Annotated in this window: 18 protein-coding genes; 14 read left to right on the top strand and 4 right to left on the bottom strand. The window is 35.4% G+C overall.

All coding sequences use genetic code 11. The features are described 5' to 3' along the window. The first annotated feature begins 168 nt into the window (after positions 1 to 168). Together AYC65_RS16585 and AYC65_RS16590 are read left to right on the top strand one after the other, a co-directional pair. On the top strand, positions 169 to 1,017 hold the full coding sequence (locus AYC65_RS16585; protein WP_034869899.1) for a hydroxymethylglutaryl-CoA lyase: 849 nt from the start codon (positions 169 to 171) through the stop codon (positions 1,015 to 1,017). A gap of 67 nt (positions 1,018 to 1,084) precedes the next feature. Then, positions 1,085 to 1,486, top strand: coding sequence for an OsmC family protein (locus AYC65_RS16590; RefSeq protein WP_034869898.1), 402 nt, complete (start codon positions 1,085 to 1,087; stop codon positions 1,484 to 1,486). Positions 1,487 to 1,544: 58 nt separating this feature from the next. Here AYC65_RS16590 and AYC65_RS16595 read toward each other — a convergent pair whose 3' ends face one another. From AYC65_RS16595 to AYC65_RS16605, 3 genes are all read right to left on the bottom strand, one after another. After that, a complete protein-coding gene (locus AYC65_RS16595; protein ID WP_009086500.1) occupies positions 1,545 to 1,877 on the bottom strand; it encodes an SUF system Fe-S cluster assembly protein in 333 nt (110 codons plus the stop codon). Positions 1,878 to 1,896: 19 nt separating this feature from the next. Continuing rightward, a complete protein-coding gene (locus tag AYC65_RS16600; protein WP_034869897.1) occupies positions 1,897 to 2,592 on the bottom strand; it encodes a ribonuclease H-like domain-containing protein in 696 nt (231 codons plus the stop codon). An 82-nt stretch (positions 2,593 to 2,674) separates the two neighbouring features. Next, entirely contained in the window at positions 2,675 to 3,808 is a 1,134-nt protein-coding gene (locus AYC65_RS16605; RefSeq protein WP_034869896.1) for a serine hydrolase domain-containing protein, read from the bottom strand. Between the two features lie 74 nt (positions 3,809 to 3,882). On the opposite strand from AYC65_RS16605, the gene AYC65_RS16610 reads away from it, so the two are divergent. Further along, positions 3,883 to 4,479: a SprT-like domain-containing protein gene (locus tag AYC65_RS16610; protein WP_375600668.1), complete on the top strand. Its 597-nt coding sequence runs from the start codon at positions 3,883 to 3,885 to the stop codon at positions 4,477 to 4,479. Next, on the top strand, positions 4,469 to 5,551 hold the full coding sequence (locus tag AYC65_RS16615) for a mannose-1-phosphate guanylyltransferase (protein ID WP_034869895.1): 1,083 nt from the start codon (positions 4,469 to 4,471) through the stop codon (positions 5,549 to 5,551). Before AYC65_RS16610 ends, AYC65_RS16615 begins: the two co-directional genes overlap by 11 nt. A gap of 557 nt (positions 5,552 to 6,108) precedes the next feature. Here AYC65_RS16615 and AYC65_RS16620 read toward each other — a convergent pair. Then, positions 6,109 to 6,807 (bottom strand): S24 family peptidase, encoded by a 699-nt coding sequence (locus tag AYC65_RS16620; protein WP_034869893.1) that lies wholly within the window; start codon positions 6,805 to 6,807, stop codon positions 6,109 to 6,111. Between the two features lie 63 nt (positions 6,808 to 6,870). On the opposite strand from AYC65_RS16620, the gene AYC65_RS16625 reads away from it, so the two are divergent. The 10 genes from AYC65_RS16625 to AYC65_RS16665 all read left to right on the top strand — a co-directional run bounded on the left by AYC65_RS16625 (position 6,871) and on the right by AYC65_RS16665 (position 13,000). Beyond that, a complete protein-coding gene (locus AYC65_RS16625) occupies positions 6,871 to 7,080 on the top strand; it encodes a hypothetical protein (RefSeq protein WP_034866325.1) in 210 nt (69 codons plus the stop codon). Next, positions 7,077 to 7,220, top strand: a complete 144-nt coding sequence (locus AYC65_RS20825; RefSeq protein WP_153246861.1) for a hypothetical protein — start codon at positions 7,077 to 7,079, stop codon at positions 7,218 to 7,220. Before AYC65_RS16625 ends, AYC65_RS20825 begins: the two co-directional genes overlap by 4 nt. Positions 7,221 to 7,222: 2 nt before the next feature. Next, positions 7,223 to 7,408 carry a hypothetical protein gene (locus tag AYC65_RS16630; protein ID WP_034866323.1) on the top strand — a complete coding sequence of 62 codons (186 nt, stop codon included), beginning with the start codon at positions 7,223 to 7,225 and terminating at the stop codon, positions 7,406 to 7,408. A gap of 279 nt (positions 7,409 to 7,687) precedes the next feature. Next, positions 7,688 to 9,733, top strand: coding sequence for a hypothetical protein (locus tag AYC65_RS16640; RefSeq protein WP_131828167.1), 2,046 nt, complete (start codon positions 7,688 to 7,690; stop codon positions 9,731 to 9,733). Next, positions 9,726 to 10,667 carry an AAA family ATPase gene (locus AYC65_RS16645; RefSeq protein ID WP_034866318.1) on the top strand — a complete coding sequence of 314 codons (942 nt, stop codon included), beginning with the start codon at positions 9,726 to 9,728 and terminating at the stop codon, positions 10,665 to 10,667. Before AYC65_RS16640 ends, AYC65_RS16645 begins: the two co-directional genes overlap by 8 nt. 2 nt (positions 10,668 to 10,669) lie before the next feature. Continuing rightward, entirely contained in the window at positions 10,670 to 11,296 is a 627-nt protein-coding gene (locus AYC65_RS16650; protein WP_034866316.1) for an ATP-dependent serine protease, read from the top strand. After that, positions 11,272 to 11,589 (top strand): hypothetical protein, encoded by a 318-nt coding sequence (locus AYC65_RS20830; RefSeq protein WP_146343656.1) that lies wholly within the window; start codon positions 11,272 to 11,274, stop codon positions 11,587 to 11,589. The genes AYC65_RS16650 and AYC65_RS20830 overlap by 25 nt, the downstream gene beginning before the upstream one ends. Beyond that, positions 11,586 to 11,762, top strand: coding sequence for a hypothetical protein (locus AYC65_RS20835; RefSeq protein ID WP_153246860.1), 177 nt, complete (start codon positions 11,586 to 11,588; stop codon positions 11,760 to 11,762). Before AYC65_RS20830 ends, AYC65_RS20835 begins: the two co-directional genes overlap by 4 nt. A gap of 8 nt (positions 11,763 to 11,770) precedes the next feature. Continuing rightward, positions 11,771 to 12,403 carry a DUF3164 family protein gene (locus AYC65_RS16660; protein WP_034866311.1) on the top strand — a complete coding sequence of 211 codons (633 nt, stop codon included), beginning with the start codon at positions 11,771 to 11,773 and terminating at the stop codon, positions 12,401 to 12,403. A gap of 144 nt (positions 12,404 to 12,547) precedes the next feature. Further along, positions 12,548 to 13,000 (top strand): hypothetical protein, encoded by a 453-nt coding sequence (locus AYC65_RS16665; RefSeq protein ID WP_052114589.1) that lies wholly within the window; start codon positions 12,548 to 12,550, stop codon positions 12,998 to 13,000. Positions 13,001 to 13,009: the final 9 nt, after the last annotated feature.

Here is a 13,009-nt window from a genome sequence, read left to right on the forward strand (position 1 = left end):
AGCTGTTATTACATTCTGTTAAAACCTCTTTTACCTTATTAACCTACAGATTCTTTGAGGTTTTCATACTTTTTGTTTGTGTTGAACAAATTTATATATTTATAGAACGAATGACAAATTTTATGAGGCCCTTGTTTTTCAGGGTTTTCCTAATAAAAGTTTTAGAATATGTTTATAACAGAATGCCCCAGAGATGCTATGCAAGGCTGGCCGGAACTTATTCCGACCAACAAGAAGATCGATTACATGAACAGCCTGATGGATGTCGGGTATGATATTCTGGACTGTGGTAGCTTTGTAAATCCCCGAATGGTTCCACAGATGGCAGATAGCGGTGAAGTTGTAGACAACATTGATAAAAGCCGTTCCAATACCAAACTTTCTGTGGTTATTGCCAATTTCAGAGGTGCCGAGAAAGCCTTGGAACATGAAAAGATAGACTATCTGGGTTTTCCTTTTTCTATCTCGGAAACCTTCCAGCACAGAAATACCAATAAAAGCAGAGAAGAAGCTTTTACAGAAGTACAGCGAATCTTTGATCTGACCAAAAGTAAAAACAAAGACCTTATTTTATATTTCTCTATGGCTTTTGGTAATCCCTATGGAGAAATGTGGAAATGGCAGGATGTGGAAGAATGGGCACAGCGTTTTAGCGATATGGGAGTTAAGACAGTTATGTTATCTGACACTACCGGAGTTTCAGACGCTGAGACAATTGCTCTTCTATTTTCCAAAATTCCGCCTTTGTTTCCGGATATAGAATTCGGAGCCCACTTTCATAATCGATATGAAGATTCTTATAAAAAACTAAAAGCAGCTTATGATAACGGCTGCAGACGTTTTGATACCGCAATTAAAGGGATCGGAGGCTGTCCAATGGCTAAAGATGAGCTTGTCGGAAACATGCCTACAGAACAGCTTATTAATTTCCTTCAGATCGAAAAAATTGATAACAGGCTTAACCTGTTAAACTTTGAAAGTTCTTACAATCAGGCAAAAGATATCTTTCATTTTTAATTTAATGTAAAACTGTAAAATCGTATACCCATTTAGAAAGACATACGGTTTAATAAATCTATAAAATATGACATCAGCAATAAAATATATAGGCCAGCTTAGATGCGAATCTCAGCATTTGCAATCCGGAAGCATTGTTATTACAGATGCTCCGACAGATAATCACGGACAAGGCGCTGCATTCTCACCCACAGACCTTTGTGCAACCTCATTAGGACAATGTATGCTTACTACCATCGCTATTCTGGGAAAAGGTAAGAATATAGATATAGAAGGTGCAACCTGTGATATTACAAAAGTAATGAATCCGGCTCCGCGTAAGATTGCAGAGATAATCTGTGATCTGAAATTCCCGATGAATTACAGCGACGAGGAAAAGCAATTTATTGAACAAACAGCTCTAAATTGCCCTGTTGCCCTAAGTCTTCACCCGGACGTTAAAAAAACGGTAAGTTTCACTTACGGATAAAAATAAAAGAGCCTCCATATGAAGGCTCTTTCTATATATAAAAATAGTTTATTACGGACTATAACATCCCAAGTTCAAATCGAGCTTCTTCGCTCATCATATCTTTTGTCCAGGTAGGTTCGAATGTTAATTCTACCGAAGCTTTTGTTACTCCTTTTACGATACCTACTTTTTGTTCTACCTCCAGTGGAAGAGTATCTGCTACCGGGCAGTTAGGTGCTGTTAGCGTCATCAGTACTTTTACTTCTCCTGTTTCGCTAATCTGTACATCATAAATAAGCCCCAGTTCATAAATATCTACCGGAATTTCCGGGTCAAAAATAGTCTTCAGAACTCTTATGATGTTATCTCCGATTTCTGCTATAAATTCGTCTGTATAAGGTGTCTCCATTATAATTTGTCTCCTGTTTTTAGTCCTCACGCTGCAACAAATCCTCTTGTCGCATCTTCCTGAAAACGTTGCACAAAGTTAAGACATCTTTTTCACAATACACACGAATACGCTCTAAGTCTTTTTCTATATAATAAATTGATGCGACCATAGATCCGTCGATATCATCTTTAGGTGTAGGAACACCAAATATATGTGCCAGTAATTCTAATGAAACAAAATTTTTCCAGTCCCCAAATTTCCAGAGTTCCATTGTATCGATATGTGGAATTTCCCATGGTTTCTTACCAAACATTTGTAACGGAACCGGTGGCTGCATCTGGTTGATCAGCATTCTTCTGGAGATATAAGGGAAATCGAATTCTTTTCCGTTATGTGCACATAGTACAACCTGATTCATTCGTGGATTATTGAACATTTCCCCGAACTCTATCAGCAATTTTTTTTCGTCGTGCCCACTAAATGAATGAATTTTCAGCTTTCCGGATTTTGCCAGCATTCCTACAGAAACGCAGACAATCTTACCAAATTCGGCCATTATTCCACCTCTGTCTTCATAAAATTCATCAGCTGAAACATCTTCTTTTCTCTGAAACCTAGTTTTCTTATCCCATAGCTTCTGCGTTGCTTCATCCAAGTCGGACCAGTTACCTGCCTGTGGCACCGTCTCAATATCTAAAAACAGGATTTTTTCAAAAGGAATATTCTGAATCATTTTGTATCATTTTCCGCTACCGTGAAACCCATAAATGGAATAACACATCTGCTATAAGTATGCAATTTAACAAAATATAAACTTACTTTCCGAATAAGGCCACTGCTTCATTCACAAACATCTCAACTTCCTCCGGACGTTCCTTGGTATCTTTAGCTTCATCTCTGGAAGAACCCGTTCTTACGACAATCATATTATAATCAGGAATACAAATCACATACTGTCCGTATAGTCCCCGCAAATAGTAATGTTTAATTGTTGCATCATTATTCACCCAAATCCCATTACCATAGGATTCCTTCGACAGTTTTGTGCCTGTAATCATTTTTTGCACAAATTCCGAACTCAGAAGTTGCTGTCCATTATACACACCGTTATCGAGAAGTAATTGTCCAAATTTTGCAAAATCCCTTGATGTTGCATTGATACAACAATAGGTTTTCTCCATCCCATTCTCTCTGTCTAGATTCCAGAAAGCGGGATATTCCATCCCTAGCGGCTTCCAAAGCTTTTCAGAAGCATAACTACTCAAGCTCTCTCCTATCGCCTTACGAATAGCAAAGCCTAAAAGCTGTGTGGTACCACTTTGATATTCAAACTGAGTTCCGGATACCGCTTTAAATTTTCTTTTCAACATAAAATCTGCAAGATCATCTCCATAATAAGCTTTTGCATTTGGTTTAAACGGATTCGCATAATTTTCATCCCAGTCCAGTCCGCTCTCCATTGCCGAAAGATTGCCGAGAGTACAATCTTTCCCGTTTGGGTCTTTAGCAAATTCGGGATAAAAATAGGATAATTTAGTATCTGTACTTTCTATCTTCCTGTCTTGAATTGCGCATCCTAAAAGCATAACGGTAACGCTTTTAGCCATAGAAAAAGAATTAGTTCTGGAGGCTTGATTATTTCCTTGCCAATAGTTTTCACTTAGAAGTTTCCCATCTTTAATAATAAGAAAAGAAACGCTTTTGGTTGTATTGAGATGCTCTACAAGCTTTTGAGAAAGAGATATTCTGTTATATTCCGAAGTTTTCTCCCATGGCAAAACTTTTCCGTTTCCAATAGTATTCGATGAAAAATCCTGACCATCAAAAATATGCGCCCCGGTCTTTCCTTTGAGATAAGTTTTCCTTACCGCTGTAAAGAGATATCCATAACCCAATACAAAACAAATTATAATAAGAAGAATTACAATACCTACAATTATACTCAGCATATTTTCTGTCGTTGTTTCTTACAAATGTATTAAATAAAGGTATTGATTTTATTGAAAAATTTAAGACCTTTGTTATGAAAGTCATGAGTCTGCAAGTCTTACAAAAATACCTTCCGGAAGGATCCGTTTTCTTTATCGAAAAATGGCTGAAACCTTATTCCTGTCACATCAGGATAACAAAGAAGCGGAACTCTAAGCTTGGAGATTATCGTTACCGCTCTGGCGAAACCCAGCAAATATCGATTAACGGAGATCTGGAACCACAGCTCTTTTTCTTTGTATTAACACACGAAATTGCACATCTCATTACATTTTCTGCTGACAGAAAAATATTACCACACGGTAAAGAATGGAAAACTTGCTATCGTAACCTTTTATTGGAAAGCCTGAATATTTATGAAGAAGATTTCCGGCCAATGGTTATAGCTTTTTCTAAAACCCCAAAAGCAAACTATATGGCAACGCCGGAAATAGTTCGTTATTTCAGTAAAAACACAATTGAGGATTTTATTGAAGACCTGGATCCTGGCCATATTTTTGAATATCAAAATCAGACTTTTGAGATCCTCGAAGTAAGGAAAAAACGCTATATTTGCAAAAACCTGCATTCGGGAAGAAAATATTTATTTCGAACCTGTGTTCAGGTTAAAAAATTGACTCATGATGATTGAAAACAGATATTGTGTAATAATGGCAGGAGGTGTGGGCAGTAGATTCTGGCCTATCAGTACCTCCAAGTTTCCAAAGCAATTTCAGGATATATTAGGGGTAGGACGTACCATGATTCAGCAAACTTATGACAGGATTAGTAAAATTGTTCCTGTTGAAAATATTTTTGTTATTACCAGCAGTGAGCATGTTAGTGTGGTCCAAAATCAGTTACCAGAATTAAAACCAGAAAATATTGTTGGCGAGCCAGTGATGAAGAATACTGCAGCTTGTAACATCTTTATGGGGATGAAAATTGCGGAAATTAATCCAAATGCTGTAATAACAGTCCTTCCTTCAGATCATCTTATTTTAAAAGAAGACGTTTTCTTAAATACCGTAGAACTTGCTTTTGAAGAAGCAAATACAAATCATACGCTTGTAACTATCGGTATACAACCAACACGCCCGGAAACAGGGTATGGATATATTCAGTTTTTAGAGAAAAAGGGGCAAAATGTTTTCAAAGTAAAAACCTTTACTGAAAAACCAACTCTGGAAGTAGCCAAAACACTTATTGAATCTGGTGATTTCCTTTGGAACGCCGGGATATTTGTATGGAATGTTCAGGACATTCTGAAGGCATTCCAGGAAAACCTTCCTGAAATGTATCAGCAATTTACAGAATGTGAATACAACAATGAGTCTGAAAAAACCTGCATAGAAACCATTTATCCAAAGGTTCAGAAAATTTCCATTGATAATGGTATTCTGGAAAAAACTAAAAACGTAGCTGTAATTCCTGCTGATTTAGGTTGGTCCGATTTGGGTACATGGACATCAGTGTTTGAAAATGCTGAAAAGAATGAGCATAACAATGCTGAAAATTCTAAATATGTATTATCTTATGCTTCTACGGGTAATATCATACATATTAAAAATAAAAATAAAGCTGTTATTATAGACGGATTAAATGATTATATTGTTGTAGACACTGATAAGGCATTACTAATCTGCCCACGAAGTCACGATCAGGAAATCAAAGATTATGTAATTGATCTTAAAACAACAAAAAAGGGAGATAAATTCATCTAAATATCTTTTTATTTTCTTCAACTAGTTGGGAATACTATGAAATTTATCTTTTTATACCCCCTAAAATAAAATGTCAAAAATAAAAATCAAAAAAAACGGGTGCAAATGCCGATAAATAAAAGAAAAACGGTGCAAGTAGGCGTTCTTATAAAATCAAAATAAAATGTCAAAAAATACCATTTAAATACCGTTTCAATTAAAATTAAATACAAATTAAATGTCCCTATTGGGGCATTTATTGTTTATATATACAAATATGTACTGAATGCCCTATTTATAAAGATTTGTTAATTCTGGAAACATCATGATTATTAGTTTTTTGCATATATGCTAGAATGCTAAAATTTTAAAAACAAAATATTAAAACATACCTTTAGGCATACTTTTAGGCATACCTTAAATATGAAAAATAATAGCCTTAAAATAGTGCATTATTACTTAAAAGCATTAAAAAAAGCATCAAAAATACATTTTAACACCCCTATTTTTTAATAATAAAAATATCAAAACCCTTTACCTGCAACGAATTACAAAGGTAACCTGATTAAAAAGGGAGGTTATTCTAATCTTATGACACCTAAGACGCAAGCAATTGAGTAAATATTGTCAAGGTGTATATCGAATGGATCATAATTAGAATTATCACTAACTAGTAAAATATGATTTTCTTTTTGAGATTTCTTTACACGTTTTATTAAAGCTCCTTGTTCTGTATCTAGCACATATACCTTATTCCATTGAAAAAAGGTATTTGAAGATATCTTTTTACAAGCTATTAAATCTCCCGAACTATATTTAGGATACATTGAAGAACCTTTTACCCTAATCATAAATTCTGCTTTTAGTTCTGTAAATTCAGGAACCTCATAATAGCTTGTTTCATAATCCATAATTTGCATTGATCCGGTACCATAACCTGCCATGGCATCAATTGGGATTAATGGAATTCCTAAATTTATAGTTTTATCATTCTTGTATACCGTCTCTTCTTCTTTTAAGTCAGGTAAATTTTCAACTTGCTTTTCATATAGATACAATTCTTTCTTTAACATATTTCCACTACCTGTTAAAAGCCAAGCAGGGTTAACTTCTGTATAAAAATTGAGAAATCTCATTAAATTATCTTCTGATAATCCATTGTTTTGTGATAAAACACCGTTAGACACACCTGTATCTTCATAAAACTTACTTCTTTTAATACCTTTATAATCAAGGTATTGCATAATTCTTTCTTTTAAAATTGATTTTTCTCTCATTTTTATTTGTAGTTAATTGAGAAATCTCTATATATTTGTTCCATAATCGGAATAAATAAAGCAATGAACAAAGAAACAAAAAAAAGAGAAAGTTACAATACGGAAATCATCAATGCTCTTTCTCAAGAATTCTTGGTGTCAACACGATTTGTAAGAATGTGTGTCCGTAAAGAGAAACATAGTTTAACAGCAGAAACCATTCGTAAAAAATATTATGAATTGGCTAATCCTTCAATAAAAGCACTTGAAAACTTCAAAAAACAACCATTATGAAATTATTGCAAAAATTATTGCAGAACATCTTCTGTATTTCAACTTATGAAGTAGAAAATGTTGATAGCCATATAAAAGAGTTGGCAACTTCATACCAACTCTTGGGATTCACTTATAAAACAACCTATAAAGCCCTTTAGAAATGGAAATTCTATTAATTATCTCAAATACAGCATCTAGCATTTCTCAAACATCTTTTGAATCTCAAAAAAAGAAACTAGCTATTTCTATAGAGCAAAAAGGAATATTGCTTCCACCAGAACAGTATGAGGAAGTATGGAAAAAGATTAAAGAAATTGAAAAAACTATTAATCCAAACGAACATTAAGCTTTCTAGCAAGTTCATGGATTAAGGTGCCAATATTATAGTAATCACCTACTCCAATAACCGTTTTACATGAGGTACATCGGATAAACATCATCTTAAAATTAGAACCTTCCGGTGCATCTTCAACCATTTCAAAACGAGAGTTTTCACATTTAGGACATTTTGATCTTGAATAATTAGTCATAACTATATTTTTTAGTGGAATAACAAATATAGTAAATCTCCCGCCACGGCATAGCGTGGATTCGACACCACGGCGGGAACAATTTTTTTTAAACTATGTACGATTTTTATCATAACACTTTAACGATTCCCGGACGAGCCTTGTATGAGGATTTGGGCGTTATGTCTAAATCTAATTATGATAAACAATGTAGACAAGGTAAATTAAATCGAGTTAGACAGGGTAAAGGCTTAGATAACTGTGCTCTTGTAGAGTTTGATAGCATACCGGAACGATTCAGAGTTGAAATTGTAAGAAAGCTTGGTATTCCTCCAAAAAAAGAGGCTCAACATCTGATTTTAAAGTATTACAAGACAGATTATGAAGCGATTGACTTCTATGCGACTCATTTGCTAGAGGATTACAGAAGGCTTTCTCCGGAAAAACAGGATGAATATGTTAGAAATGCTCAGATGATACAAGCTGTTGACGCTTATATGAAGGATATGAAAGCTTTCAGAAAATCCAGAGGCGGATCGATAACAAAAATTTGGCAAGAAGCTGCAATTGCAGTAAAAGAAGTAAAAGGTCAAATCGGGCATACTTTGCCGGGTACAGATCGACGTTTGCGTGATAAACTGGCTGAATTTGCAAAAGATGGCTACAAATCATTGGTTTCTGAAAATTTCGGAAAGAAAAAAGCGATAAAAGTAAAAGATGCTACACAGGAAGCTTTATTGCGCCAATTATTAAGAGATCACCGTAATCTGGATAATGAGCAAATCGCCATGATTTACAACTCAGTTGCTAAAATACAAGGCTTTCCAGAACTATCTGCCGGAACAATTGGCAATTATCGTAAAAAGTGGAATCTGTTAGTATATGCCGGAACCAATGGAGAAAAGGCATTTAATGATAACATAGGTATGCAGGTGAAAAGAAAAGCACCTTCTGCTCCATTATTGTTCTGGACTGTTGATGGATGGGATATCGAGTTGCTATATCAGAGACAAAGCAAGAATTTAAAAGGTGATAAGATCACAACTTATCATAATCGCCTTACAATGGTGGTTGTTTTAGACCCAGTAATAAAATACCCTATCGGTTATGCAATTGGAAGAGAGGAAAGTTCAGGTCTTATACAACAGGCTCTTAGAAATGCAGTTCTACATACTGAAGAATTATTTGGACAAAAGCATAAAGTATTACAGATACAGTCTGATAACTATTCTAAGAAGAAAATGACACCGATTTATGAAATGATGTCTAAAAACTTTACTCCTGCAAAGGTTGGTAATGCAAAATCTAAAGTAATTGAGCCATGGTTTAAATTCTTTAATAAAAAGTATTGCCAGTTAGCACCGAATTGGAGCGGACAAGGGGTGAAATCCGAAACGCAGCCAAATGAAGAATATTTAAATAAGATTCGACACTCATTCCCAGACGAAAATGGTTGTATGACCCAAATTATAACGATGATCGAAATAGAAAGGGAAAGGCTAAAAGAGCAATATATCGAAGCTTATAATAATATGCCTGAGGATGCTAAAAAAGAGATCAGTAATCAGGATTTCCTTTTACACTTTGGAGAAACAACAGGTTACACAAATAAAGTTAATCACAACGGTCTTCATATCGCTATTAATGGTAAAAAACATGAGTACGACAGCTTTGATATTAATTTCAGAATGTATTCGCACCTCGATTGGACGATAAAATATGATAGCAATAATCTCAATGAGGTTCTTGCCTACAATGAAGAACACAATATCAGTTTCATGCTTCAGGAAAAATATGTACAGCCAATGGCTTTATATGACCGCGAAGAAGGTGATGCCGAAGAATTAGCAAAAATAGGTCGCTTTAATAAGGAAATGAAGCAGGTGATTCTTGATACTCAGGCAGAAGATTACAAAGAAGTTAACCAAATGTTTATCCGAAACCCTGAATTAGACGGAACACTGGCAAAGATGGTGATAGTAAATAGCAGAGGGCAACATAAAGACCAACGGAATGCAAAACGTTTAGATCGCTCTAAAAACCTACTCAATAAGCAGGAAAAGCAAATACAACAAGAAAACGATTTTGATTGGGAAAAAGAACAAAATGATTATTACGCAAATAAAGTAAACCTCAATAAATACCTAGATAACGATGAATAAAACTACCAAAGACCAAATAATGGCAGCCGCTGAGTTATGGATGGATGAACATAATTTTTCTGCCAATGAGTTTTCAACAGAAACGGCAGTACCAGCCAATTATCTGTCATACATGAGAAAAAGCCAGTATTTTATTACTGTAAGCGGAAAGGAAGTAGATATTGACGATAAATATTTTCGTATGGTTGCCGATGTAATCGGTTATAACTACGGAAATAAAAGCCACTGGACATTAAAACAAACCCCGCAGCTTAATCAGATGCTTTCTGTCTTAGAAGATGCTGAAAAGTTTGGATATACAAATATTATAATCGGTTCCACTGGGTGTGGTAAAACTTATATAACAGATTTATTTGTAAAGCAAAATCCCAAAAACAGATTTAAAATAACTGTCGGTTCAATGGACACTATCGGAGACCTGTTAGATAAATTAGGATTAGCTATGCGATTACCTATTGCTGGTTCAAAATCCCGAAAAATCCACACTATTACCAAAGAATTAAACAGATTACGACTAAACGGCAGAAATCCATCTGTTATTTGGGATGAATCGGAATATATGAAACAGGCAACATTATGTAATATAAAGGAGTTCCACGATCATCTAAACGGAAAATGCGCACTTATTCTTATTGGTACCGATCAGCTAAAAACAAAGATTGAAAAGCTGAAAAATAAAAATGCAGCAGGGATGCCACAGTTTTACCGCCGTGTAAAGTACGGAATCAGGGAATTAAAGCCAATTGACACCAGATATAAAGAATTTTTGGAAGGTATTGAGGATAAAAATTTGGTTAAGTTCCTTCAAAGAGAGTGTGAGAACTATGGAGAATTACATGATGTATTAGTTCCTGCACTTCGAGAAGCCGAAAGACTTGGTGAACCAGTTACCGAAAATCTAGTAAGAAAAATACTCAATATGCCAAAACAGTAACCATGAACAAAGCCCTATCCTCAACGGATATTCTCAGTAAAAAATATAAGCTCTTTGACTTCGACGGAAAATGGTATGATGCCTTTGACACACCTGAGACTAGTGGCGTTTGGTTCATTTGGGGAAACTCTGGAAACGGAAAAACAAGCTTCATTTTAGAATTAGTAAAGGAACTGAGCAAGTTTGGTCGGGTTCTTTACAACTCCTTAGAGGAAGGAACCAGTCACACCATGCAAAATGCATGGAAACGGCACAGGGTTCACGAATGCGGGCGAAAAGTACAGTTAATATGTGAAGATATGCAGGCTTTAGACGAACGCCTTTCCAGACGTAAAAGCCCTGATATAATAGTAAATGATAGTTGGCAATATACAAATCAAACCTTTCAGCAGTATTTAGCCATGAAACGGAAATATCCAAACAAGCTTTTCATTTTCACCAGTCAGGCAGACGGAAAGAACCCGTCCGGAAAATCAGCAGTAAAAGTAATGTATGATGCAAGTTTAAAAATCTGGATTGAAGGTTTCCGTGCATTTTCCAAAGGTCGATATATCGGACACAACGGAGGCATTTACACCATTTGGGACGAAGGCGCACAAAAATATTGGGGAACAACCGAAACAAAATAAAACCTATGAAACATCAATATTTAACATTATTACAACTCGACAGCATATACAGGTTGCTTACGTGGGACGATAGAATACAAGTTCATTTATTAATGCAAAATAAAACTAAAGATTCTAATGAATCAATACATGTTTTACTTGCGCTAATTGAAGAATTCAGCTGGTATGCTCCCGATATGAGATATGATCAAGACAGATTACTGTACTACTTCGAAGAAGAACAGGAACGCTGGCTTCCAATTGAACAATACAAGAATAACAACCCAGAATTAACCAAAGAACTATTAATATGACGACAGGAGACACCGGAGCGCACATTGTTGCAAAAGCAAATGCCAAAGAACAGGAACGCATAAAAGCATTCGCAGCCCTTGCAAAAGCAAAAGAAATTCAGGCAAAGCGAAAAGGACACTGGGACTATGATCCCAAAATGAAAATCAGAAAATTTATCGTAGATAAAAATTAACAATAAATATGAAAACAATCGACCTTACAACAGTTTCCGCAGAAGCATTAGAGGCGGCACTGGCAGAAAAGAAAGAAGCTGAAAGGTTGGCACGTGAAAAACAGCGTACTGACTATGAAGCCTTAAAAAAAGAAACCATTGAAGAACTGGCACCAATTGCTGAAGATATTCATTTGCAATTGATGCGATACAAGAGTAAAGCATTTTCCCAGCTTGGCGCATTGTATGAACTTTTACAAGTCTACAGTAAACGCCATCAGGATGGAAAAGGAAATTTTGAAATATCTAATGAAGATTACAAAATTCAATTTAAACGCCAAGGCAAAGGAACCTTTGACGAGAGATCACACCAAGCAGAACAGCACATTATAGACTTTATTAATAATCGTTTTGGTGGTGATGAAGACACCAGAGATTTCATCATGTTATGTCTGGAAAGAAAAAAGGGTGCTTTGGATGTAGATCAGGTACAGAAGCTTTATTCCATGGAAGACCGTTTCAATGATGAAAACTGGAAAGAAGGAATTAAGCTTTTAAAAGAGAGTTACAGCTTTATTCATAGTAAAGATTATGTGACTGTCTCTAAAAAAGAGCGAAACGGAGCATGGAAGCCTTTAGTATTAAACTTTTCTTCATTGTAATGTTTTACATAGGAGTAGCAGCCGGAGCAGCAGCAATTATAGCCTTTGTATGCTGCCTAACAACTCTCACATTGATGGGGGTAGAGTTCTGGAAAAAACGTAAAGGCTTTTAAACAATATTTCAAAACAATTTAAATAATCATTATGAACGAGTTAAAAATTCAAATTCCTGAAGGCTTCCAGATTGGAGCTTTCGACAAAGTTACAGGTGTAGTAAAATTCGAAGCTAAACCTAAAGACATTAAAGAACGCATTAAAACTTTTAATGATGTATTGCAGTATCACGGGATAAAATCTGAAACATTTGCAATGGAATGTCTTAGCCTAACAGATGATGAAATTGCATACAAACAAATAAAACTGATTGCATCGGCATTAAATGAAGGTTGGACACCAGATTGGAACGATCGTAACCAGACCAAATATTATCCATGGTTTAGAATGGGTTCTTCGTCTGGCGGGTTCTCGTGCGACGACTGCGATTACGATTTCTCGGGTTCGGCTGTCGGCTCTCGCCTTTGCTACAAGAGCAGTGAGCTTGCAAAATATGCCGGAACTCAGTTTATAAGTATCTATAAAAAATTCACAACCCTTTAAAAAACATTT

Source organism: Elizabethkingia bruuniana (genome assembly GCF_002024805.1).
Lineage (GTDB): Bacteria > Bacteroidota > Bacteroidia > Flavobacteriales > Weeksellaceae > Elizabethkingia > Elizabethkingia bruuniana.